Below are 23,295 nucleotides of genomic sequence, written 5' to 3' on the forward strand. Positions count from 1 at the left end.
ACCGATCTGCTCGATGCCGGCGGCGGGACACGGCGGCCCGCCCGCCCACCACGCCAAACCGTCCAACCAACCAGCACTACGGGGGAATCGGGATCGTGTCGACCAGTGAGAGCGCGCGCAGGGTGTGGCGCTGGTTCGCGCTGCGCGAGAACTGCGCCGAGGACAACACCGACCTGTTCGCCCGCCTCGTCACCGAGTCGCCGGTCGTGCACATGCCCGGCCTTTGGGTCGTCTCCCGGCACGACCTGGTCACCAAGCTCAGCAACCACCCCGCCTTCACCATGGTGAACCCCGAGTTCCCGGCCGAGATCCGCGCGGACAACCCGGAGTTCACCGAGTTCTTCGGCCGCTCCATGTCGGTGCGCGCCCCCGAGGACCACCGGCGGCTTCGCGGCGTCCTGGCCCGGGAGTTCACCGGCCGCGCCGTGGAGCGGCTGCGTGAACGGGTCACCGGGATCGTCGACGGACTGCTCGCTCCGCTGCGGGACGGCGCCCCCTTCGACTTCGTCACCGAGATCGCCGTCCCCCTGCCCTCCCTCGTGACCGCCGCCCTGCTGGACCTCCCGGAGGAGGACTGGCCGCAGATCGGCCGCTGGGCGCGCGGGCTGCTCGCCCAGCTCGGGAAGTCGTTCCCCGGCTCCGCGCAGACCACCGCGCCGATCTCGGTGGACGGCTTCCGGGCCCTGCGCGCCTACGTCGCCGACGTCGTGGACGCCCGCCACGGTGGCGGCGAGGACGTCGTCTCCCGGCTCAACCGGGCCGCCGACGCCGGCCAGATGAGCCGGGACGAGGTCATCGACATGGTGCTGCTGCTCTTCATGACCGGCGTCGACACCGTCACCAGCGGACTCACCAACGCGCTGACCTGCCTGCTGGACCGGCCCGCCGACTGGCAGCGGGTCCAGGACGACCCCGCCCGGTGGGCCGGCGCCGCGTGGGCCGAATCGATCCGCCTGCTCACCCCGGTCACCTTCGGGGCCCGCGTGGCCGCCGAAGAGGCCGAATGCGGCCCGCTGCGCTTCGCCGCGGGAGACGTCGTCCTGCTGTCCTTCGCCGCGGCCAACCTCGATCCGCGCCGCTTCGAGGACCCCCTGGCCTTCCGCTGGGACCGCAACCAGAGCGCCTCCCTGTCCTTCGGGCACGGCGCCTACTTCTGCCTCGGCGCCGGCCTCGGCGGGCTCCAGGCCGAGCTGGCGCTCAGCCGGATCGCGGAGATCGGCATCGCCCCGGCGGTCCCCCTGGACAGCCTGCCCTGGCGGTCCGAACTCACCTTCAACAGCCCGGCGGAGCTCCCCGTACGGCTCGGCCGGGCACCGGCCGCGGAGGCCGTCCGATGAGGGTGCCCAGCATCCGCCGCACCCGGGCGGTGCGCACCCGGCACGTGCGGCAGGCCGAGGAGGCCGACTGCGGCGCCGCCTGTCTGGCCGCCGTACTGGCCTGGCACGGTCGCCACGTGCCGCTGCCCGAGCTGCGCGCCGTGTGCGGCGGCGGCCGGGACGGGCTGACCGCGGCCACCCTCGTCCGGGCGGCCGGGCACTACGGGCTGCGCGGCGCCGGCAAGCGGGTCCGGCTGACCGGCGACGACAGCGTCGACGTCCGCGCGCTGCGGGGCCTGCCGGCACCGGCGATCCTCTTCGTGGACGGCAACCACTTCGTCGTCCTGGACGAGGTGACCGAGCCCGGCGAGGTGCGCCTGAACGACCCCGCGACCGGCCGTCGCCGGATGGCCGTCGCGGAGTTCCGCGCCCACTTCAGCGGCATCGCGCTCGTGTTCGCACCGGCTCCGGGCTTCACGCCCGGGGGAGAGCCCGAGCGGCTCCGGCACCAGGTGCGCGCCTGGCTGCGCCCGCACCGCGGGCTGCTGGCCGCGGCCGCCCTGGCCGGGGTCCTGGCCTCCCTCGCCGCGCTCGGCGCCGCGTTCCTGCTGCGCGCCCTGATGGCGTCCCAGGCCGGCCCGGCCCACCGGACGGCCACCTGGCCGCTGTGGGCGATGGGCGGGGCGGCCCTCGCCGTGCTCGCCGCCGGCTGGCTGCAGAACAGGCTCCAGTCGGCGCTCCTGACCTCGGTCTCCGCCGAACGCTCGCGCGAGTTCGTGCACACCCTGCTGCACCTGCCCCTCGCGTTCTTCCAACGGCGCTTCACCGGAGGCATCGCCGCCCGCGTCCAGCTCGCCGACACCCTGGCCAACCAGCTCACGGCGCTGGCCGTGTCCGTGGCCGGCGCGGGGGTCACCCTGCTGGTGATGGCCGGCGCGCTGGTGTGGCTGGCGCCCGCCATCGCCCTGCTCGTCTTCACCGGCACCGCGATCGCCGTCTTCCTCTCCCACCGGTCGGCGGCGGACGAGGAGGAGCGGCAGGGCCGTGTCCTGGCCGAACAGGCCGTGCGCGACGGGGAGTTGATGGGCGGGCTCGGCATGCTCGACACCCTCAAGGCGGAGGCCGGCACGGCCCGCCTGCTGGACCGCTGGCAGCGGGCCCATGCCCGCGGCCTGCTCGCCGAGCGGGACGCCACGGCCGCGGCCCAGCGCGCCCACGGCACCACCACCGCCGTCCACGCGGCCGTCTCGGTCGGCGCCGTGATCCTGGGCGCCTTCGAGGTGCGGCACGGCCGGCTGCCCTTCGCCGACCTGATGGCCGTGATCACCCTGTCCGGCGTCTTCCAGGCGTCCGCGGGCACCCTCGGCGGCAGCGCCCTGCGCGCCGGAGCGCTGCGCGGCAGCTTCGCCGCCTACACGGACGCCGTGGGGGCGGACGCGGGAGCGCGGGACGCGGACGTCCCCGGCGTTCCCGGGCCCCTTCGCGCGGACGGTTCCGGCGCCCCCGCCGGGCGGCTCGTCGTGCGGGACCTCGTCTTCGGTTACGACATCAACCGCCCGCCCCTGCTCGAAGGCGTCGGCTTCACGCTGGAACCCGGTGAACGGCTCGTCGTCGTCGGCGCGTCCGGCAGCGCGAAGTCGACCCTCGCCCGGCTGCTGGTGGGCGCCGGCGTCGCCTGGTCGGGCGCGGTCGCCCTCGACGGGACCGACGCACGGCGGCTGCCGCCCGGCACCGTCGGCTACGTCAGCCAGCACCCGGTGTTCTTCGAGGGCACCGTCGCCGAGAACGTCGCCTTCGGCGACCCGGACATCCCGGCGGAACTCGTCGACGAGGCCCTGCGCACCGCCTGCCTGGACGAGGTGGTCGCCAGGCGCGGGGGGCCCGGCACCGCCCGGGTGGCCGCCGGTGCGCAGAACTTCTCCGGCGGCGAACGGCAGCGGCTCGCGCTGGCCCGCGCCCTGTGCCGGCGTCCGGCGCTGCTCGTCCTCGACGAGGCCACCAGTGCCCTGGAGACCCCGCTCGCCGCCCGCGTCGATGCCCGGCTGCGCGCCGGTGCCACGACGACCGTGAGCGTGGCGCACCGCCTGGACACCGTCCACCCCGACGACCTCGTCCTGCTCCTCGACGCCGGCCGCCCGGTCGAGTACGGCCGGCACCGCGAACTCGCCGGCGACCGCGGTGCCTACCGCACCCTGCTGGAGGCGGGCCGGTGACCGCCACGACCACCGGGCACGCCCTGGACGCCCCGGCCGCCGACGACCCGGCCGGCCCGGGCTGGGCCGCCTGGCGCGCCGCGCTGCTGCCGCTGCTCACCGCACTCGGCGCCGATCCTGGCGCGCTGCCCGATGGGCCGCCGCCCGGGGCCGACCCGGTCACCGCCGCCGCCTCCCGCTGCGGCGTCCGCGTCCAGCGCGCGCCGGTCGCCGACGCACTGCTCTGGCAGCCGCCGAGCCCCGTGCTCGCCGTCCGCGACGGCCGGCCCGTCGCCCTGCTGCCCGCCCGGCGCGGCCGGTGGCTGCTGCACGAGCCGGGCCACCGCGCGCCCCGGCAGCTCGGGACCGAGGACGTCCGGCTGCTGGACGGGACCGGCTGGGTCCTCGGCCGCCGCGTCCCCCGGGAGGGCGGCGTGCGCCGGCGGTTGCTGCGGCTCGCCTTCCACGGTGAGGCCGGTACCGTCACCACCGCCCTCGTCACCGGCCTGCTCGCCGCTGCCGCCGCCTTCGCCCTCCCGGTCGGCTCGCTGCTGCTGCTCACCGCCGTGCTCACCGACGACGACACCGCCTTCGGCTGGGCCTGTGCCGCCGTCGCCATGCTCGTCCCGCTCGGCTGGCTGCTCGGCGAAGCCCGCGACCGCGCCTCGGCCCGGCTGCAGACCCGGGCCCAGGGCGCCGTGGAGCCCGCCGTCTGGGACCACGTGCTGCGGCTGCCGTCCCGGTTCCTGCGCGCGTACCCGCCGGCCCGTCTGCTGCACCACGCGGGCAGCATCGGCCAACTCCGCGGGCTGCTCGGCCCGTCCGGCCTGGACGCGCTGCTCGGCGCCGCCTGCTCGGTGGTGGCCGTGGGCCTGCTCGTGGTCGTCGACGTCGTGCTCGGGCTGGTCGCGGTGGCCGTCGCCGCGCTGCTGCTGGCCGTCGTCACCTGGCTGTCCTGGCGGCAGCAGAAGCACGACCTGCGGGTGTACGAGGCCGTCGAGGACGTGCAGGCCACCGTGTACCCCGCGCTGCTCGCCATCGAGGAGGTCCGCGCCTACGGTGCCGCGGACCTGGTCGAGCGCCGCTGGCAGCGGGTGTACGACGCGCAGAAGCGGGCCGACGACGCGGGCCTGCGGTACGCGGAGGCGTCCGCGGGGCTGATCGCGGCGACCCTGCCGCTGATGCTGTCGGCGCTGCTGCCGGTCGCCCTGTGGCGGCACACCGGACCCGACGGGCTGTGGGCCGCGTCCTTCGCCGCCGTCCAGCTGAACCTCGCCCTCGCCCGGCTCCCCGCCGTGCTCCAGGGGGCGTTCTCCGTCCGCACCACCCACGCCAGGCTCTCGCCGCTGCTGTCCACGGCCCCCGAGACCGGGACCGGAGGCGCCCTGCCGGGCCCGCTGACCGGACGGGCCGAACTGCGCGGGGTCGGCTTCGGCTACGCGGACGGCGGGCGGCCGGTGCTGGACGGGTTCGACCTCACCGTCGAGCCGGGCGAGTTCCTGGCCGTGGTGGGGGAGTCCGGCGCCGGGAAGTCCACCCTGCTGCGGCTGCTGCTCGGGCTGGACACGCCGGACACCGGAGCCGTCCTCGTCGACGGGCGGGACCTGCGCGAGCTGGACCTGGACGCCGTGCGCCGGCAGATCGGGTACGTGCCCCAGGACACCAGGGTGCTGCGCGGCGACGTCCGGTCGGTGATCCTCGGCACCACGGCCGGGCTCGACGACGCCGACGCCTGGCGGGCGGCCGAACTCGCCGGCGTCGCCGCCGACCTCGCCGCGCTGCCGATGGGCCTGGACACCCGGCTCACCGACGGCACCGCCGGGTTCTCCGGCGGCCAGCTGCAGCGGTTGCTGATCGCCCGCGCACTGGCCGGCCACCCCCGGCTGCTGCTCCTCGACGAGGCGACCAGCGCGCTGGACAACGCCACGCAGGACGGCATCAGCGAGGCGGTCGGCGCCCTCGGGATCACCCGGGTCGTCGTCGCCCACCGGCTCAGCACCATCCGCCGCGCCGACCGGATCGCGGTCGTCGCCGACGGCCGGGTGGCCGAGTGCGGCGACTACGACGCGCTGGTCGCCGCCGGCGGCCGGTTCGCCCGGCTGGTGGCGACCCAGCTCACCTGACCGGCCCGCACCCGGCACACGTACGCAAAAAAGAAAGGCACAGGGGGACATGGCAACGACACCGAACGGACAGGCCGCCCGGACCACGACCAGGTTCAAGCGGTACCTGCGCAGCACCACCGTCGACGGCGACGGCGTCTACCTGACGACCGAACGCTCGGGGCAGATCCGGCTGGAAGGCCGCATGATCGAGCTGATGGCGCCGCTGCTGCAGGGCGGCCACGGCCGCGCCGACATCGTCCGGGCACTCGACGGCGAGTTCCCCGCCGCCCGCGTGGAGCGCGCGCTGGACCGGCTGCTGGCCGCCGGCCACCTCGTCGAGGCCGACGCGGACACCGACCCGCGGGCGGCCGGCTACTGGGAACTGCTCGGCGTGGACGGCGACACCTCCGTCCGGCGTGCCATGAACGTCGACGTCGTCACCGTCGGCGAGGTGCGCCGCGAGTGGTTCGAGGAGGCCGCCGAGGCCGCCGGCCTCACCCTCACCGGCCCGGCCGACAGCGCGCTGACCGTCGTCCTCACCGACGACTACCTGCGCCCCGAACTCACCGAGCTGAACCGGCGGTTCCTCGCGGAGGGCAAGCCGTGGATGCCGGTGAAGCCGGTCGGTTCCACCGTGTGGAGCGGCCCGGTGTTCCGGCCCGGTGACGGCCCCTGCCACGAGTGCCTGCGCATCCGCCTCGCCAACAAGCACATGCTCACCTCCTACCTGCGCCAGCGCGGCGTGCTGACCGGCCCGCTGGTCGGCTCGGTCACCGACCTGCCGGGCACCGTCCGGCTCGGCGTCGGCCTGGCGGCGCTGGAGGCGGCCAAGTTCGTCGCCGGAGCGAAGGGTTCGCCCTTCCTGGAGCTCCCGCGTGACCAGGTCACCTCCTTCGACACCCTCACGGCCCGCACCGAGGCCCACCCCGTCACCCGGCGCCCGCAGTGCCGGGAGTGCGGCGACCCGGAGCTGCAGGCGGCCCGGCAGCGCGGGCCCGTCGAACTCACCAGCCGCGGCAAGGCCGTCGCCTCGGACGGCGGCCACCGGGCCAAGGACCCGCAGGAGTTCCTCGACACCTTCCAGCACCTGGTCAGCCCGATCAGCGGCCCCGTCAGCAGCCTGGTGAAGGTGCCGCTGGAGGTGGAGGGCCTGCACACCTACACCGCGGGCCAGAACTTCGCCGTGCCCATGGCCAACGCGTCCGACCTGCGCGCCGGACTGCGCAGCGCCAGCTCGGGCAAGGGCATCAGCGACCTCCAGGCCCGCGCCAGCGCCCTCGGCGAGGCCATCGAGCGGTACTCGGGCGTCTTCCACGGCGACGAGGCCCGCATCACCGCCCGTCTCGCCGAGCTCGACCCGGACGACGTCATCACGCCCAACGACCTGCACCAGTACAGCGAGCAGCAGTTCGCCGAGCGCGCCGAGTGGAACGCCCGGCCCTCGCACTTCCACTGGGTGGCTCCCGCGATGGACCCGAACGAGCCCGCCGAGTGGTCCCCGGTCTGGTCGCTGACCGAGCAGCGGCACAAGTACCTGCCGACCTCGGCCCTGTACTTCTCCTACACGGGTGCCACCGAGAGCGGGGAACGGCTCTACAACGCCGGTGCCAACTCCAACGGTTGCGCGGCCGGCACCACCCTGGAGGACGCGATCCTGCAGGGGTTCTTCGAACTGGTCGAGCGCGACAGCGTCGCCATGTGGTGGTACCACCGCCTGCGGATGCCGCGCATCGACCTGGACAGCTTCGACGACCCCTACTTCCGGCAGTGGCAGGAGCGGTACCGCTCGCTGAACCGCGAGACCTGGGTGCTGGACGTCACCAACGACCTCGGCATCCCGACCGTCGTCGCCGTCTCCTACCGCACCGACAAGCCCGTCCAGGACATCCTGTTCGCCCTCGGCTCGCACTTCGACGTACGGATCGCCATCGGCCGCGCCCTGTCGGAGATGAACCAGTTCCTGCCCGCCGTCATCGGCGTCGGCGCCGACGGCACCGGCCGCTACGCCTACGACGACCCCGACCAGCTGGCCTGGTGGCGCACCGCCACCCTGGACAACCAGCCGTACCTGCTGCCCGCCGACGGTGCCGTGCGCACCGCCGCCGACTACGCCCCGCACGTCTCGGCGGACCTGCGCGACGACGTCCTGCGCGCCCAGCGCGTGGTCGAGGACAAGGGCATGGAGATGCTCGTCCTGGACCAGACGCGCGTCGACATCGGCCTGCCGGTCGCCCGCGTCATCGTCCCCGGCATGCGCCACTTCTGGCCGCGCTACGCGCCCGGCCGGCTCTACGACGTGCCGGTCGAGATGGGCTGGCTCGACCACAAGCCGACCGAGTCCGACCTCAACCCGATTGCGATGTTCCTGTGACCGACGCTCCTGTGACCGATGTTCCCGTGACCGACGTTCCCGTGACCGACGTTCCTGTGACGACCACCATCGAATCCACCCGGCTCACCGAGGGCACCGTTTTCCGCCAGGGCGTGGTGTGCGAACACCGCGACGGCACCGTCCTGTTGGGCCTGCGCAACCAGACCGGCTACCGGCTCAGTCACGTCACTCCCGGCATCGTCGGCCTGCTGCACCGGCTGACCGGCGAGGCCGTGCCCGCCGGTGCCCTCGCCGACGGACTCGACGAGCGCGAACAGCGCCAGCTGCCCCGCGTCCTGGAGCGCATCGCGCCGTTCCTGGCCCGCGCCCAGCTCGTCGACGGCACCGCGCTCCTGTCCGTCGAGGCCACCGCGCCGGTCGAGCCGTACACGGCGCTGCCGGTCCGCCCCGACCAGCCCGTGCGGCTCTCGAAGTTCACGCTGCTGCGCCGCCGCGAGGGCGCGCTCGTGCTGGAGACGCCGTTGACGGCGTTCCGGTGCGTGGTGCGCTCGGAGGCCGCCGCCGCCGTGGTGAGCGCGCTCGCCGGCACCGCCACGGCGGCCGAACTGGCCCGCCCCGGACTGCCCGCCGAGGCCGTCGCCGAACTGCTCGGACACCTGGTGGGCGCCTCCTTCGCCGACGCGGGCACCCGGGAGGCGGACGGGGACCGGTTCGCCGCGGACGACGACGAGGTGCTGCGCCAGTGGGACGTCCACGACCTGTACTTCCACTCCCGCAGCCGGCTCGGCCGCACCGACGAGCCCTACGGCGGGCGCTTCCCGCACGTCGGCACCATCGAGCCGCTGGCCCCGGTGCGCCCGGCGCCGATCGGCGAGCCGATCCCGCTGCACCGGCCGCAGCTCGACGAGATCCTCTCCCGTGACCCGAGCCTGGTCGCCGTGATGGAGGGCCGCCAGTCGATCCGCTCCTACGGTGAACAGCCGCTTCACGTCGACCAGTTGGGCGAGCTCCTGTACCGGACCGCCCGGGTCCGCGGCGTCTACGGCCCGCGTCCCGACCAGAAGATGCCCTACGCGGGCTCCACCCGCCCCTACCCGTGCGGCGGGGCCGCCTACGAGCTGGAGCTGTACCTGACCGTGCGCCGTTGCGTGGGCCTGGAGCCGGGGGTCTACCACTACGACGCCGCCGGGCACGTCCTGCGCCTGATCAACGAGGACGCGGAGACCCGGCAGCAGCTGATCGACCTGGGGTCGCTGTCGACGGGCGGGGAGGCGGTCCCCGACGTGCTGGTCACGGTGACCTCCCGCTTCCAGCGGCTCTCGTGGAAGTACCAGTCCATCGCCTACGCCGTCACCCTCAAGCACGTCGGCGTGCTCTACCAGTCGATGTACCTGGTCGCCACGGCCATGGGGCTGGCCCCGTGCGGGCTGGGCAGCGGCAACTCCGAGCTCGCCGAGCGCGCCTTCGGCCTCGACCCGCTGCGGGAGTCGGCCGTCGGCGAGTTCCTGCTGGGCAGCGCGCCCGAGGTCCGGCCCGCGCCGGAGAGCGCCCGGGGCGCCGCCGACTGGCGGCCCGGCAACGACCCGCAGTGGCAGCAGGACGTCCGGCACCTGCTGCCCTGACGTTCCGACACGGTGAGAGACACGGTGAGAGGAGACCAGTGGTGACGCAGATCGCGCCACTCGTCGTGACCCGGGTCTGCGGGCTGCCCGCCGACGCGGTGGACGCGCTGCGGGCCGACGGCACCGTCTCCGGCGTACGGCGCGCCGTGGACGCGGAGGACCGGGCCCGGCGGCTCGCGGACGCCCTCGGCGACGCGCTGCACGCCGTCGTGCCCGGGCTCGACCGGGCGGCCCGCAGGGCCGTGCTCCGGCTGCGCCGCGACGCCCACAACCTGCGGCTGACCGAGGCCACCGGGGCGGCGGCCGACCTGGCCGCGCAGTGGGTGGACGGCCCGACGGCCGGGCTGCTGGACTCCTGGCGGGAAGCGGTGCGGGACGCCCAGGCGGCCCTGGCGGACGCCCGGACGGCGGCCGCCACGGAGCTGCCGGCGGCCGGACGGGCGGTGCTCGACCGGCTCGCGGACCCCCGGGTGGCCCGCGGACTGGCCCTGGCCAGCCCGGACTTCACCCGGGAGCTGCTCGGGCGGCCGGCCGCCGGGGCACCCGGCTGGGACGCCCGCCTCGCCCGCACCGCGACCGCCTACCTCACCCGTACGGCCCTCAAGCCCAGCCCGTTCGGCACCCTGACGATGGTCGGCGCCGCCGCCCTCCCGGCGCCGCTCACGGACGGTCCGGCGCCGTCCTCCGGCGACCACACTGCCGGCCACACCGCCGTCTCCTCCTCCCGGGCCGCCGCGCTGCACCTGCTGCACCTGTGGGCCTGCGCACCGGAGGCGCCCGACTGGATCCGGCTCCTGCCCCACCCGGGCGTCCGTGGCGGCCTGGCCGCACTGCCGCTGTACGGCCACGCGGCCGGGGTGTTCCTCCGGGAGGACGAGGTCACCGACGTGTCCACGGTCCGCGGGATCCTCGCTGAGCTGCCGGCCGAGCCGGTCTCCGTCGGGGAGGCGGCCCGGCTGCTCGGCGTCGGCCCCGAGGACATCGCCCGGTTCGTCGCCATGGGACTGCTCCTGCCGGTGACACCGTGGGAGCTGTCCGACGGCCGGCACTTCACCGCCCTGGCGGCTGCGGCGGCCGGCTCGCCGCACCCGGTCGCCGAGGCCGTGCGCACCCTCGCGGACAGCGAGGAGCTCGTCGCCCGGGGGGCCAGGGCCGCCGAGCGCACGGCGGCCGTCGGCCGGGCCCGCGCGGCCCTCGGCGCCGCCCACGCGGCGCTCCGCCGCCGTCCCCCGGACTGGCTGCCGGACGCCGGTCTCCTGCACGAAGCCGTGGCCCACCCCGCCGGGCACAGCGCGCTGCCGCTCCCCGCATCCTTCGCGGACCTCCGGGTCCTCGGCGCGGAACTGGGGCGCCAGGTCCGCCGGTCCGCGCTGTACGACCGCCTGGTGCGGCACTTCCTGCGCCGCCACGGCGCCGACGGCAGCGGCGACCTGCTCGCGTTCTGCTACGACTTCCTCTCCGCCGACCCGTTCTGGTTCGCCGACCGCGCGCCCGACACCCTGCCGGAGGCGGCGCCCGGGCACCGTACGCTCGCCGCCCCGGCGCAGACCGTGTTCTTCCAGACGGCGGGCCCGCTGCTCGTCGTCAACCGCGTCTACAGCGGCTTCAGCGGCATGGTCGCCCGCTGGGCGGCGATCCCCGCCCTGCACGACCCCATCGACACCGCCGTCACCGGCTGGCTCGAAGCGCTGCACCCCGAGTGCCGGGTGTACCAGATGTCGGCGCACGCGGACTGGATCGAGTTCCAGCGGCCCGCGCTGCGGGGTCTGCCGCAGACCGGCTGGGGGCCCGAGCTCGCCGAAGCATCGCGCACCGCACGGGACTTGAACGGCTTCACGCTGGCCTTCGACTCCGCCACCGGCACGCTCCAGGCCACCGACCCCGACGGCCGGCCCGCCGCCTTCGCCTACCTCGGCGCCGTGCCGCCGCAGTCCCTGCACGGCGTGGACCGGCTGCTGGCCACCCTCAGCGACCCCTGGACCCTGGCCCAGCCCGCCACCGGCACCGGCAGCGGAACCGGGCACCAGCCCCGGCTCCAGCGCGGCACCATCGTCCTGCGCCGGGCCTGCTGGGAGTTCGGCCCGGGAGACCTGCCGCGCGCAGGCAAGGGGCAGGACCCGGTCGACTTCCTCGCCGCCGTCGAACGCTGGCGCCGCGACCACGGACTGCCCGAGGAGGTCTTCCTCACCAGGCTGTCGCCCGCGCAGCACCACAAGCCCCAGTGGGTCGGCTTCCGCCACCCGCACACCGTGTGGTCGGCCCTGCGGCGGATCGACGCCCGCACGACCGGGATCCGGCTCACCGAAGCCCTGCCGGCCCACGACCGGCACCCCGCGGCACCGGGCGGGGACGGCCGGCCCCGCGCCACCGAGTACATCGCCATGCTGCGGCAGAGCGCGACCGAGGAGCCCACATGACGGGACGCCAGGACTGGCTCTACTACCGCGTCTACGTCGCGAGCATCCCGGAGATCCGGCGACTGGTCGAGGAGGTCGTCACCCCCGCCGTCCGGGAGTTCGCCGCCGAGGACCCCGACCTGCACTGGTTCTTCCTGCAGTACGTCGACCTGATCGGCCTCCAGCTGCGGTTGCGGCTGCGCGGGACACCCGCCCGGCTCGCCCGGTACGAGCGCGCCCTGGACCCGGCCTTCGACTCCGCCCTCGACGCGCTCGCCGCCGACGCGAACGACCCGCCCGGGCCGTTCCCGCCCCGGCGCACCGTGGTCAAGCGGCTGTACGAGCCCGAGTACGCCAAGTTCGGCGGACCGGACGGCGTGGCCCTGGCCGAGCGGCTCATGCGGCGGGGCAGCGAGGCCGCCCTGCTGTGCGCGGGCCCCCGGCACCGGGCGCGGCGCACCACGATCGCCGCCGCCCACACCCACCTCGTCACCGCCCACCTGCCGGCGACGCAGCGCACCGCGTTCCTGCACCAGTACGCGTGGTACTGGGCCGGCCGCGGTCGCCGCGACGCCCCCTCGCCGCGCGCCCTGCCCCGGCTCGCCCCCGGCGACGCCCAGGCCGTCCGGCGGGCCGAGGTGCTGCACGGCCGGGTCGGCGACGTCCTCGCCGACCGGGAACTGGGCCCTGTCCTCGGGTCCTACGCCGACGACTTCTGGCGGCTGGTGGGCGAGGCCGGCCTCGCCCGGCCCGACTACCTGACCGCCTTCCACCACATCCACCTCATGAACAACCGGCTCGGCGTGGTGCCGGGAGAGGAGTACCAGATCGCCCGGCTGCTGTGGTTGCACCGCATCGCGGGGGCCGCCCGGGCGACATGACGAAAGTCATGGTGACGGTGGTGCGGAACGCCTCCGGAACCCGTGCGGTCCGCTCTACTGGCGCGACCGCCGGATTCCTAAGGTCGAAGCATGAACACCGAATCCGCGATCCGGGTCGCCGACCTGCGTGTCGACTACGGAGCGAAGACCGCCGTGGCCGGCATCAGTTTCGACGTGCGCCCGGGTGAGGTCGTCGCGCTGCTCGGCACCAACGGCGCGGGCAAGACGACCACCATGGACGTGCTGGAGGGCTATCTGCGGCCCGCGTCGGGCAGCGTCACGGTCCTCGGCCACGATCCGTTCACCGAGCGCGCGCGCATCGCCCCGCAGATCGGCATCATGCTGCAGGAGGCGGGCTTCTTCGGCGAACTCACCGTCGCCGAGACGGTGCGCGCCTGGCGCCGCTTCACCCCGAACGCGGCCTCCGTCCAGGACGCGCTGCGCCTGGTCGACCTGGAGGACCGGGCCAGGACCAGGGTCGGCCGGCTCTCCGGCGGCGAGCGCCGCCGGCTCGACCTGACGCTCTCCGTCCTCGGCCGGCCCCGGCTGCTGTTCCTCGACGAACCCACCACCGGACTCGACCCCGAATCCCGCCGCGAGACCTGGCGGTTCCTCAAGCGGATGGTCGAGGACGGCATGACCATGCTGCTGACGACGCACTACATGGAAGAGGCCGAGTACCTCGCCGACCGCGTCGCCATCATGGACCACGGCCGCATCGTGCGGCACGGACGGGTGGACGAGGTGCTCGCCCAGGAGGCGAGCACACGGATCTCCGTGACCGCCGACGCCACCGTCAACGCCCGTACCCTGCCGCCGTTCCCCGGCACCGGGGTGAGCGAGGCCGACGGCCGCGTCACCCTCGTCGCCGACGACCCGCAGCCCGTCCTGGGGCTGCTGCTGAAGTGGGCCGACGACAACGCGGTCCGCCTGCGCGGCCTCGAAGTGCGCTCGGCATCCCTGGAGGACGTCTTCCTCGACGTCGCCGCGACCGGAAAGGGACGGTCATGACCTGGCTGCGTCTCACCTCCTCCCAGTTCCTGCTCTCCCAGCGCGTGTACTGGCGCGACCTCGGCTTCGCCCTCACCGGGGCGCTGCTGCCGCTCGGGCTGAGCCTCGCCTACTCGATCAGCCAGCACGGCAAGGGCGAGATCGACGGCTACGACACCGGCGTCTACCTGCTGCCGGGGTTCGCCGGCTTCGTGCTGCTGTGGATCGTCTACAACGTCATCAACTCCGCGGCCTCCCGCCGCGACAAGCTCGTCTACAAGCGGCTGCGCGGCACCGCGCTGCCCGACACCGCGATCCTCACCGGGGAGGCGGCCAGCGGCAGCGTCACCAGCCTCCTGCAGGTGGTGATCCTCCTGGTGGTGGGCACCCTGGCGATCGACGCCCCGGCCCCGCACAACCCCCTGCTGCTGCTCCTCGGCATCGTGCTCGGCGCCGTCGCCTTCTCGCTGCTGGCCATCGGGCTGTCCGGGCTGCTGCCCTCCGGCGAGGTCTCCACCTGGATCGTGACCCCGGTGATCCTGGCGATGATGATGACCTCGGGAATCGCCATGCCGATCAGCGAACTGCCCGGCTGGGCCCAGCACGTGGCCCCCTACCTGCCCTCCAGCCCGGTCGTGGAGATCGTCCGCACCGCCTGGCTCGGCCGTGACTTCGCGAGCGACCCGACGGTGGCCGGCGTCCCGGCCGCGGTGGACCTGGTCGGCTCCTTCAAGGCCTGCGCCCAGCCGATCGGCATCCTGTGCGCCTGGGCCGGCCTGTCCTTCTCCATGGGCAAGCGCTTCTTCCGCTGGGATCCGCGCCGGTCCGGCTGAACCGCCGGGCCCCGAAACGTGTCGATAGGGTCGAAGGACAGCAAATCGAGTCGCGAAGGGGGATCCGCAGGTGGGAGCTCGAACTCCGGCCGCAGTGGCCCGCATCGTGGCGTGGCTCATCCTGCTGACCGCGGCCGTCTTCCTCGCCGAGGGGCTGGTGCTGTGGCTGCGCCACCGCCCGTCGCTCGGCCTGGTCTGCCTCGCCGCCGTCGGCCTGCTGGCCTTCGCCGTCACGTTCTCCCGCACGGTGTACGACGTCGTCGCCCGCAGCGGCGCACGCGACCGGCACGTGCCGGACGTGGCGATCTGCACCAGCGTCGCGTTCGCCCTGCTGCTCCTGCTGGGCGGAGCCTGGGGCGCGCTGCCCTCCCTGGCCGCGTGCGCCGCCGTCGTCACGCTGAGCGCCCGCCGCTCGGTCTGGGCCGCCACCGGCATCCTCCTCGGCATGGTCCTGTCCGGTCTGCTCCTCGGCATGCCCACGGACCTGGTGGTGGACGTCGTGGTCCGCAGCGTGGTCACCGTGGTGGTGGTCGGGGCCCTCGGCCTGCTGCCGTCCTTCGCCCGCGAGATCCACGACAACCGGGCCGAACTGGCCCGGCTGGCGGTCGTCGAGGAGCGGCTGCGCTTCGCCCGTGACCTGCACGACGTGCTCGGCCACGGCCTGTCGGTCGTCGGCATGAAGCTGGAGGTGGCACTGCTCCTGCTGCGCAACGATCCCGACCGTGCCCGCACCGAGATCGAGCAGGCGCTCGGCGTCTCGCGCGAGTCCGTGTCCGATCTGCGCTCCCTGGTGCGGGGCTACCGTCAGCCGTCCCTGGAGGCCGAACTGGAGGGCGTCCGCTCGGTCCTGCGGTCAGCCGGCATCGCGTGCCGCACCGACCAGGTGCCGCCGGGCGTCCCGCAGCCCCTCCAGGACGCGGCCGGGTGGGTCGTCCGGGAGGGCGTCACCAACGTGCTGCGGCACAGCGCCGCCACCGAGTGCCGCATCAAGCTCCGGGTCGACGGCGGACGCCTGCTCGTCGAGGTCGCCAACGACAGGGCCCGTCCGAACGGCGCGTCCGACGGCAACGGCCTGCGCGGCCTGCGCGAGCGCCTCGCCGACATCGGCGGCGAGCTGACCGCGGGACCGGACGGCAGCGGGGGCTTCCGGCTTCTGGCCCATGCCCCGCTGCAGCACACCGCGTTCGGCCCGGCGGCCCGCGACCGGACCACGTACGAACACGCCGCGCAGGAACGCACCACGCACGAATGCACCGCGCAGAGGGGACCCGCATGACGATCCGCATCGCCGTCGCCGACAACGAGGCCTTCATCCGCGACTCGCTGTCCGTGCTGCTCTCCGCACACGACGACCTCGACGTCGTGGCCACCGCCGCGGACGGCACCGGCGCCGTCGCGGCCGTGCGCGCGGGTGGCGTCGACGTGGCGGTCCTCGACCTCGACATGCCGGTGATGGACGGACTCGCCGCCGCCGAGGCCATCCGGAACGGCCCGACCGCGTGCGGGATCGTCATCCTGACCAGCCACGGCCGCCCCGGCCACCTCCAGCGCGCGCTGAGCCTCGGCGTCCGGGGCTTCGTCACCAAGGACACCCCGGCCGCCCGGCTCGCCGAGGTGGTCCGCACCGTGCACCGCGGCGGCCGGTACATCGACCCGGAGATCGCCACCGACGCCCTGACCCTCGGCGACAACCCGCTCTCCGCCCGCGAACGCGAGGTCCTCGGCCTGGCCGGCGACGGCCTGTCCACCGCCCGCATCGCGGCCCGCACGCACCTCGCCGAGGGCACCGTCCGCAACTACATGTCCTCGGCGCTCACCAAGCTCGGCGTCGACAACAAGCTCGCCGCCTACCAGCGTGCGAAGGAAACGGGCTGGCTGTAACCGGTACCGACCGAACGGGCCGGCCGCCACCGGACCGACCGCAACACGAGGGGGACCACATGGAATCCGGTGCGACCGGCACCACGAGTGTCATGGACCCGACCGGCGTCGGCGACCTCGGGGACGTCCTTCCCGGGGCGAGGAGCCTGTACGAGGCCCTGCACGCCGCACCCGAACCGTCCGGGCAGGAGGAGGCGACCGCCCGGCTGTTCGCCGCCCGGCTGCGGGAGACCGGCTGCGAGGTCACCACCGGCATCGGCGGCCACGGCGTCGTCGCCCTGCTGAGCAACGGTCCGGGACCGGTCGTGGCCCTGCGCGCGGAACTGGACGCCCTGCCCGTGACCGAGACGACCGGTCTGCCGTACGCCTCCCGCACCCCGGGCGTCATGCACGCCTGCGGACACGACGCCCATCTCGCCTGCGCGGCCGGGACCGCGGCCTGGCTCGCCGCCCACCGCGACCGCTGGGCCGGGACGCTGATGGTCATCGGTCAGCCGGCCGAGGAGACCCTCTCCGGCGCCCGGGCGCTGCTCGACGACGGCCTCTACGACCGCTTTCCCCGTCCCGACGCCGTCCTCGCCCAGCACGTCGCCCCGCTCCCCTGCGGGGTCGTCGCGCACGGCCCCGGCGCCCTGACCTCCGCCACCGCGCTCGTGAACGTCGTCATCCCCGGCCGGGGAGGCCACGGCGCCACCCCGCACCTGACCGTCGACCCGGTCGTCACCGCCGCCGCCGTCGTCCAGCGGCTGCAGACCGTCGTCTCGCGCGAGAACAACCCCTTCGAGCCGCTCGTCCTGACCGTGGGTACCCTGCACGCCGGAACGGCCGCGAACGTCGTCCCCGACCGGGCCGAACTCGGCATCAGCATCCGCTGCTACGGCGACGGACAGCTCGACCGGGCCGTCGCCGCCGTCCGCCGCATCGTCCGGGCCGAGTGCGAGGCCGCCGGCTGCCCGGAGGAACCGGTCGTACGGGTCGGCCCTACCGCCCCCGTCACCTTCAACGACCCGGCGGCCGCCGCCCGGGTGCGCGCCGCCCACACCCGGCTGTTCGGCGAACGGCGGGTCCTCAGCACGCCGCCGATGCTGGCCAGCGAGGACTTCGGCCGGTTCGCCGCCGACGGAGTGCCCACCGTCTACTGGTTCCTCGGCTCGGTCGCCGTCGACGACTGGCGTGCCGCTCCCGGGCGCACCCCGCAGGAGAAGACGGCGGCCCTCCCCGCCAACCACGCCCCCGATTTCGCGCCCGCGCCCGAAGCCACCCTGCGCAACGGCGTCCTGGCGGCCACCTCGGCCGTCCTGGCCTGGCTCGGTGCGAGCCGACCCGAGGACCTTCCGGCGCCGCAGGGGGCGTGACCGCCGCGCGCGATTGGCTACAACAACGGCATGTCGTTATCCTTTTGTCATATTTGCGGACGCTTTGGGAGGGGAAGTCCACTATGTCGTCGGGGGACGGTTCGGGGGACGGTACGGAAAGAACGGTGAGCGTCGTCCTCGTCGATGACGAGGCCCTGCTGCGATCGGGGCTGGCGGCGATCCTCAACTCGGCGGCGGACATCGAGGTCGTGGGCAGCTGCGCGGGCTCCGAGGCGCTCGCCGTCGTCACCGAACGGCAGCCGGACGTGGTTCTGCTGGACGTGCGGATGCCGGACGTCGACGGCCTGACCGTCCTGCGCGAGCTCGTGCGACTGCCGCAGCCCCCGCAGGTGTCGATGCTCACCGCGTTCGACGCCGACCAGTACCTGGCCGAGGCGCTCGGCGCCGGAGCCGTCGGCTTCCTGCTCAAGGACATGAGCCCCGAGGAGCTGATCAGGGCGGTCCGGGCCCTGGCCACGGGAAGCGGCTGCCTGTCGGCACCGATGGTGCGCCGCCTGTCCCGCCAGGAGGTGGCCGGCCCCGACCTGCCGGCCGACACCACGCCGGCCGACACCGCGCTGGCCGAACTGTCCGAGCGGGAGCGCAACATCCTCGCGCTGCTGGGCAGCGGGCTGTCCAACGTGGAGATCGGCCGCAAGCTCCTCCTCGGGACGGCCACCGTGAAGGACCACGTCCGGAGCGTCCTGGCCAAGCTCCGCGTCAGCAACCGGGTGCAGGCCGCCGTCCTGGCCGAGCGCTCCGGCCTGCTCGGCCCGCCACGGCCGTGACGCGCCGCAGCGCGCGAACCGCGACGCGTCCCAGGCCGGTGTGACCTGGGACTTCGTCGTCGGTGGCGGTGCGTCAGGCGCGGGTGGGGACTCGGCGCAGGGTGCGGATAGGGCGGGTGAGGAGGAGGGCGCCGGCGGTGCCGAGGGCCACCACGACGCCGACCTGGAGGACGCGGTCGGTGCCGAAGGCCCCGACGGCCGGGCCGGCCAGGGCGCTGCCGATGGGGTACATGCCGACCGAGCCCGCCACCTCGTAGGCGTGGACGCGGTTGAGGACCTCGCCCGGGACCTGGGTCTGGACGCTGGTGGCCCACATCACGCCCCAGACGCCGATGCCGACGCCGACCGCGAACTGGGCGGCGGCGAGCAGCCAGACCGGCCAGTCGAGCACGATGCCGAGCGGGTAGAGCGGGTAGGCGAGCATCGCCACGGCCCCGGCGGCGAGGGGGCGTTCGGGCTTGTAGCGGATTGCCAGCAGGCCGCCGGCCACGGTGCCCGCGCCCAGGGCGCAGTTGACCAGGCCGAAGGCGGTCGCGCCGTGCTCGGGGACGATGACGCCGGCGGCGACGGACAGCTGCGGGCCCCAGGAGAGCACCGCGAAGACCATCCAGATCACGATCACGCCCCACAGCCAGCTGCGGGAGCGGAACTCCCGCCAGCCGACGGCCAGGTTGTGCCACAGGCTCTCGCCGGCCGGCGGGGCGGGCACCACGCCGAGCCGCAGCGCGAGCAGGCAGAACGCGCTGGTCCCGTAGGCGATCGCGGAGATCACCATCACCCAGCCGGTGGCCCCGAGGCCGACCATGGCGCCGGCCAGGGCCGGGCCGCCGAGGCCGGTGAGCGCCTCGGAGGTGCGCAGCACCCCGTTGGCGCCCTGGACGTCCCGGGAGACGAGCGGGACGGTCGAGGAGGCGCCCGGCTGGAACATCGCGTTGGCGGTGCCGGCCACCACGAGCAGCGTGTACAGCTGCCACAGGTGGTCGATGCCGTGGATGAACAGGAAGGCGAGCAGCACGTGCGCGGCGAGGTTCGTCAGGTCGGCGGCGATCATCATCCGGCGGGCGGTGAACCGGTCGGCGAGGACGCCGCCGAACAGCACCAGGCCGGCGAAGGGGCCCACCAGGAAGGCCATCGAGTAGCCCGCGGTGTCCAGGCCGTACCCGCCGCTGAGCAGACCGGCCGAGACCGCGACCGGCAGCATGGCCCAGCTGAGCAGGCCCGCGCTGCGGGCGGTGAAGTAGTACCGGAAGTTGCGCGACCAGATCGCGGGTTCGGTGCTCGGCGGCGCCTCGGCGGGCCGGTCCTCCACCCGCGCGGACGCGGCCGCGGGGGCGTGGTCGGTCAAGCGTTCTTCCATGACGGTTCGGTCCTCCGCTGGTGGATCGTGGTGTTCAGGGTCGGGTGACGGGCGGCGGGTCGAGCTCCCCGACGGTGACCGGTTCCAGGCCGCGTTCGAGCAGGCCCTCGACGATCGCCGGGAGCGCCCGCACGGTCTGGCCGCGGTCGCCGGCGCCCTCGTGCATCAGCACCACCGAGCCGGGCCCGGCGGCGTCCAGGACGGTCGCGGCGATCCGCTCCGGCCCCGGCCGCGTCCAGTCGCGGGAGTCCACGTCGAACATGGTCAGGGTGGCCGGGTGGGCCTCCAGGGCGGCCGGCACCTCGGGGCTCAGCGCGCCGTACGGCGGCCGGAACCGGGTCGGGGCGGTGCCGGTCACCCGGGCCACCGCCTCCGCCGTGCGGTCGAGCTGTTCGCGCAGCTGGTCCACCGTCAGGTCGGGCAGGAAGGGGTGCGACCAGGAGTGGTTGCCCAGCTCGTGGCCGGCCGCGGCGATCCGGCGCACCTCGTCGGGCAGCGCCGCGGCGTGGTGGCCGACGCAGAAGAACGTCGCCCGGATCCGGTAGCGGTCGAGGATCTCCAGCACCCGGCGGGTGTGCACCGGGTCGGGGCCGTCGTCGAAGGTGAGCGCGACGCGCGGGACGTCCCGGCGGCCGTGCTCGAACCAGCGTCCGGCCGCCACCAGGGCGTCCCGGGTGGGCTCGCTGCGCCGCACGACGTCGAAGAACTCGTCGGCCCGGCCGGTCAGGCTGCCGCCCTCGGCGGTCACCCGGGCCAGCGTGCCGGGCGCGGTCCTGGCCTGCTCCGCCAGCCGTCCGGCCGGGACCGAACCGAACCGCGGCCGCGGCGGGAGCACCCAGGGGTCCGCGCGGTACACCTCCAGGCCGGCCGCCGTCATCGGGCCGTCGAGCAGGCCGTTGGTGCTGTCGAGTACCACCGCCACCGGTCCGCTCGCTGAGCCCAGGACCCTTATCCAGCCGATGAGTTCGGCGACGTCGGCGGCACCCCAGTGGCGGGGATCGGCGGCCCGCCGCCCGGCGCCGTCGAGGACCTCGACCTCGTAGCCCGCGCCCGTCCAGGCGATCCCCGCATACCGCGTGCTCACGCGTCCCCCAGGGCGAGCGCCTCCGCGACGATCGACTGCTCGACCCCGCGCAGGAACCGCTCCATCCCCGCGCGGTCGAGGACGGCCGGGTCGGCGGTCATGGCGAGGTCCAGGGCGCCCGGGGCGGTCAGCACGTCCACCGCCATCGAGACGTTCACCCGGGCCGGGAAGTCCGTCGGCCAGCTCAGCTCGGTGCGGCCGGCCAGCTCGCCCAGCGCCTCCCGCGGCCGCTCGACGGTGTCGAACGGGCCGCTGCCCGGATCCCTGGTGTCGTTCCACCAGTACGAGTGGTCGGCCGCCTCCCCCCGCTCGACCAGCAGCGCCACCTCCCGCTCCAGCGCCCACTTGTCGTACGCGGCGTGGCGGAACGCGCCGAACGAGACGGACCGCGTCCGCCGCACCGCGTCCACGAAGTCCCGGCCCGCGTCCGGGAGCCGGAACAGGGCCTCCTGCGCCACCGTGCTGACCGCCGCGGTCGCGGCCGGCTGGAAGCGGTTGCCCACCACCACCTGGAACAGCACGTCGCTGCTCCCGGACATCCTGGCCAGCTGGTGCGAGGCCGCCCCGAGCAGCACCGCGGCGTCGCTCACCGCCAGGTGCTCGGCCACCCGCTCGACGGCGACGGCCAGCGCGGGCGAGCGCAGCAGCGCGTTGGGGAACAGCCGGTGCGGGTCGGCCGCGAGCTCCGGCGCGGCGGGCTCCCGGAAGATCCGCCGGGGGCCGGCGGCCAGCTGCTCGCACCAGTAGCGGCGGGCGGCCTCGTCCCGGCGGCGGCCGAGCGGCGAGGCCTGGACCGCCGCGGCGTCCAGGGGCTGGAGGGCGGGGCGGGAGCCGCGCAGCGACGCGGCGGTCGCGCCCGCCTCGATCGACCGCAGGTCGCGCAGCAGCCGGACCAGCCCCCAGTAGTCCATGCCGGCGTGCGAGCCGGTCAGCACCAGCCGGTGGACGAGCCCCTCGCACTCCACGAGGCCGACCCGCAGCGGCCACTCCCGGGTGTGGTCGAAGGGGCGCCCGGCCAGCTCCTTGAGGAAGCCGGCGGCCACCGCCGGGGCCTCGGCCACCGCGCACCGCCGGACCTCCACCGGGAGTTCGCCGCTGCCGTCCACCACCTGCTCCAGCCCGTCCTCGCCGGCCGGCAGCAGCCTGGTGTGCAGGCTGTCGTGGAGGTGGAGGAGCTCCGTCAGCTCCGCGAGGACGCGGGCGGCCGGGCGGGGCGGGGTGAGGGGAAGCTCGGTGGGCAGGTTGTACCGGGGGGCGTCGTCGCCCAGCCGGGTGACGACGCCCCAGATCGCCCGCTGCCCCCAGGTGGCCGGGCCCGTCCCGGCTCGTGCGGAATCCAGCCTGATGGTCTGCTCGTTGACCGTGGTCATCGTGTTCCAACCGTCCCTTCGGTTGCCTCGGCCGATCTCTGTCGAAGCCGGGCCGGCCGCGGCGGAGCGCCCGGTTCGGGCCCGGCGGCGGGTGCGTGGACCCGGGTCACGCCAAGGGCGTGTCTTTCGGATCAGGCCGGGTGCCGCGACGCCAGGGCACGCGCCTCGCTGCGTTGTCGTCGGTCGCCGATGCTCCGCATGGACTTCCTCCTCCGCCTTGCGATGCACGCACCCTGACGCCGTGGCCCTCCGACCTGATCCGACAGGCCCGCCCTAGGCCGAGGCCGGCGGGTACAGCTGCGGCGGGATCCGCTCGGCGGCGGCCCGGTCCAGCAGCCACAGGGTGCGGCCGCGGCCGTACGCGCCGGAGGCGGGCGCCTGGATCTCGCCCGGGCCGGACAGGGCCAGCGCGACCGCGCCCGCCTTGTCGGCGCCGGCCGCCAGCAGCCAGACCTCGCGGGCCGCCCGGATTGCCGGGAGGGTGAGCGAGATCCGGGTCGGCGGGGGCTTGGGTGCCCCGCGCACGCCGACCACCGTCAGCTCGGTCTCCCGCACGCCCGGGTGCTCCGGGAAGAGCGAGGCGACGTGGGTGTCCGGGCCGACGCCCAGCAGCAGCACGTCGAAGGCCGGCACGCCGGTCCGGTCGCCCGGCCCGGCCGCCTTCGCCAGCTCCTCCGCGTAGCGGGCGGCGGCGGCCTCGACGTCCGAGCCGTCCACGCCGTCCGAGGCGGGCATCTCGTGCACCCGCGCCGGGTCGAGCGGGACGGCGTCGAGCAGCTCGGCGCGGGCCTGG

General features: G+C 75.0%; 17 protein-coding genes. 13 read left to right on the forward strand and 4 right to left on the reverse strand.

Annotated elements, in window-relative coordinates; all coding sequences use genetic code 11:
* Positions 1-95: 95 nt before the first annotated feature.
* The 13 genes from AB0O00_RS09895 (at position 96) to AB0O00_RS09955 (ending at position 18,691) form a co-directional block, all read left to right on the forward strand.
* Complete coding sequence (locus AB0O00_RS09895; protein ID WP_363649982.1) at positions 96-1,337, forward strand: cytochrome P450; 1,242 nt, start codon at positions 96-98, stop codon at positions 1,335-1,337.
* Positions 1,334-3,529 carry a cysteine peptidase family C39 domain-containing protein gene (locus tag AB0O00_RS09900; protein ID WP_363649984.1) on the forward strand — a complete coding sequence of 732 codons (2,196 nt, stop codon included), beginning with the start codon at positions 1,334-1,336 and terminating at the stop codon, positions 3,527-3,529. The genes AB0O00_RS09895 and AB0O00_RS09900 overlap by 4 nt, the downstream gene beginning before the upstream one ends.
* Positions 3,526-5,631 (forward strand): ATP-binding cassette domain-containing protein, encoded by a 2,106-nt coding sequence (locus AB0O00_RS09905; protein WP_363649986.1) that lies wholly within the window; start codon positions 3,526-3,528, stop codon positions 5,629-5,631. The genes AB0O00_RS09900 and AB0O00_RS09905 overlap by 4 nt, the downstream gene beginning before the upstream one ends.
* Positions 5,632-5,680: 49 nt before the next feature.
* Positions 5,681-7,984 (forward strand): TOMM precursor leader peptide-binding protein, encoded by a 2,304-nt coding sequence (locus AB0O00_RS09910; RefSeq protein ID WP_363649988.1) that lies wholly within the window; start codon positions 5,681-5,683, stop codon positions 7,982-7,984.
* A 41-nt stretch (positions 7,985-8,025) separates the two neighbouring features.
* The gene (locus AB0O00_RS09915) at positions 8,026-9,567 is read left to right on the forward strand and encodes a SagB family peptide dehydrogenase (protein ID WP_363649990.1); all 1,542 of its coding nucleotides are present in this window, start codon (positions 8,026-8,028) and stop codon (positions 9,565-9,567) included.
* Between the two features lie 41 nt (positions 9,568-9,608).
* Complete coding sequence (locus AB0O00_RS09920) at positions 9,609-11,984, forward strand: hypothetical protein (RefSeq protein WP_363649992.1); 2,376 nt, start codon at positions 9,609-9,611, stop codon at positions 11,982-11,984.
* Positions 11,981-12,844: a thiopeptide-type bacteriocin biosynthesis protein gene (locus tag AB0O00_RS09925; RefSeq protein ID WP_363649994.1), complete on the forward strand. Its 864-nt coding sequence runs from the start codon at positions 11,981-11,983 to the stop codon at positions 12,842-12,844. The genes AB0O00_RS09920 and AB0O00_RS09925 overlap by 4 nt, the downstream gene beginning before the upstream one ends.
* 90 nt (positions 12,845-12,934) lie before the next feature.
* Positions 12,935-13,855 carry an ABC transporter ATP-binding protein gene (locus tag AB0O00_RS09930; RefSeq protein ID WP_363649996.1) on the forward strand — a complete coding sequence of 307 codons (921 nt, stop codon included), beginning with the start codon at positions 12,935-12,937 and terminating at the stop codon, positions 13,853-13,855.
* Complete coding sequence (locus AB0O00_RS09935; protein ID WP_363649998.1) at positions 13,852-14,667, forward strand: ABC transporter permease; 816 nt, start codon at positions 13,852-13,854, stop codon at positions 14,665-14,667. The genes AB0O00_RS09930 and AB0O00_RS09935 overlap by 4 nt, the downstream gene beginning before the upstream one ends.
* A 106-nt stretch (positions 14,668-14,773) precedes the next feature.
* Positions 14,774-15,943, forward strand: coding sequence for a sensor histidine kinase (locus tag AB0O00_RS09940; RefSeq protein ID WP_363650000.1), 1,170 nt, complete (start codon positions 14,774-14,776; stop codon positions 15,941-15,943).
* Entirely contained in the window at positions 15,940-16,548 is a 609-nt protein-coding gene (locus AB0O00_RS09945; protein ID WP_363650002.1) for a response regulator transcription factor, read from the forward strand. The genes AB0O00_RS09940 and AB0O00_RS09945 overlap by 4 nt, the downstream gene beginning before the upstream one ends.
* Before the next feature lie 59 nt (positions 16,549-16,607).
* Positions 16,608-17,903 carry an amidohydrolase gene (locus AB0O00_RS09950; RefSeq protein ID WP_363650004.1) on the forward strand — a complete coding sequence of 432 codons (1,296 nt, stop codon included), beginning with the start codon at positions 16,608-16,610 and terminating at the stop codon, positions 17,901-17,903.
* Positions 17,904-18,028: 125 nt separating this feature from the next.
* A complete protein-coding gene (locus AB0O00_RS09955) occupies positions 18,029-18,691 on the forward strand; it encodes a response regulator transcription factor (protein ID WP_363650006.1) in 663 nt (220 codons plus the stop codon).
* Positions 18,692-18,764: 73 nt separating this feature from the next.
* Here the strand turns inward: AB0O00_RS09955 and AB0O00_RS09960 are convergent, their stop codons facing one another.
* From AB0O00_RS09960 to pgl, 4 genes are all read right to left on the reverse strand, one after another.
* On the reverse strand, positions 18,765-20,048 hold the full coding sequence (locus AB0O00_RS09960; protein WP_363650008.1) for an MFS transporter: 1,284 nt from the start codon (positions 20,046-20,048) through the stop codon (positions 18,765-18,767).
* A 34-nt stretch (positions 20,049-20,082) separates the two neighbouring features.
* Positions 20,083-21,132, reverse strand: coding sequence for a polysaccharide deacetylase family protein (locus tag AB0O00_RS09965; RefSeq protein ID WP_363650009.1), 1,050 nt, complete (start codon positions 21,130-21,132; stop codon positions 20,083-20,085).
* On the reverse strand, positions 21,129-22,502 hold the full coding sequence (locus tag AB0O00_RS09970) for a condensation domain-containing protein (protein ID WP_363650010.1): 1,374 nt from the start codon (positions 22,500-22,502) through the stop codon (positions 21,129-21,131). The genes AB0O00_RS09965 and AB0O00_RS09970 overlap by 4 nt, the downstream gene beginning before the upstream one ends.
* 273 nt (positions 22,503-22,775) lie before the next feature.
* Positions 22,776-23,295: 6-phosphogluconolactonase (pgl, locus tag AB0O00_RS09975; RefSeq protein ID WP_363650012.1), on the reverse strand; the 520-nt coding region annotated here is incomplete at its 5' end.

Source organism: Kitasatospora sp. NPDC093558 (assembly GCF_040683475.1).
In the GTDB taxonomy this organism is placed as follows: domain Bacteria; phylum Actinomycetota; class Actinomycetes; order Streptomycetales; family Streptomycetaceae; genus Kitasatospora.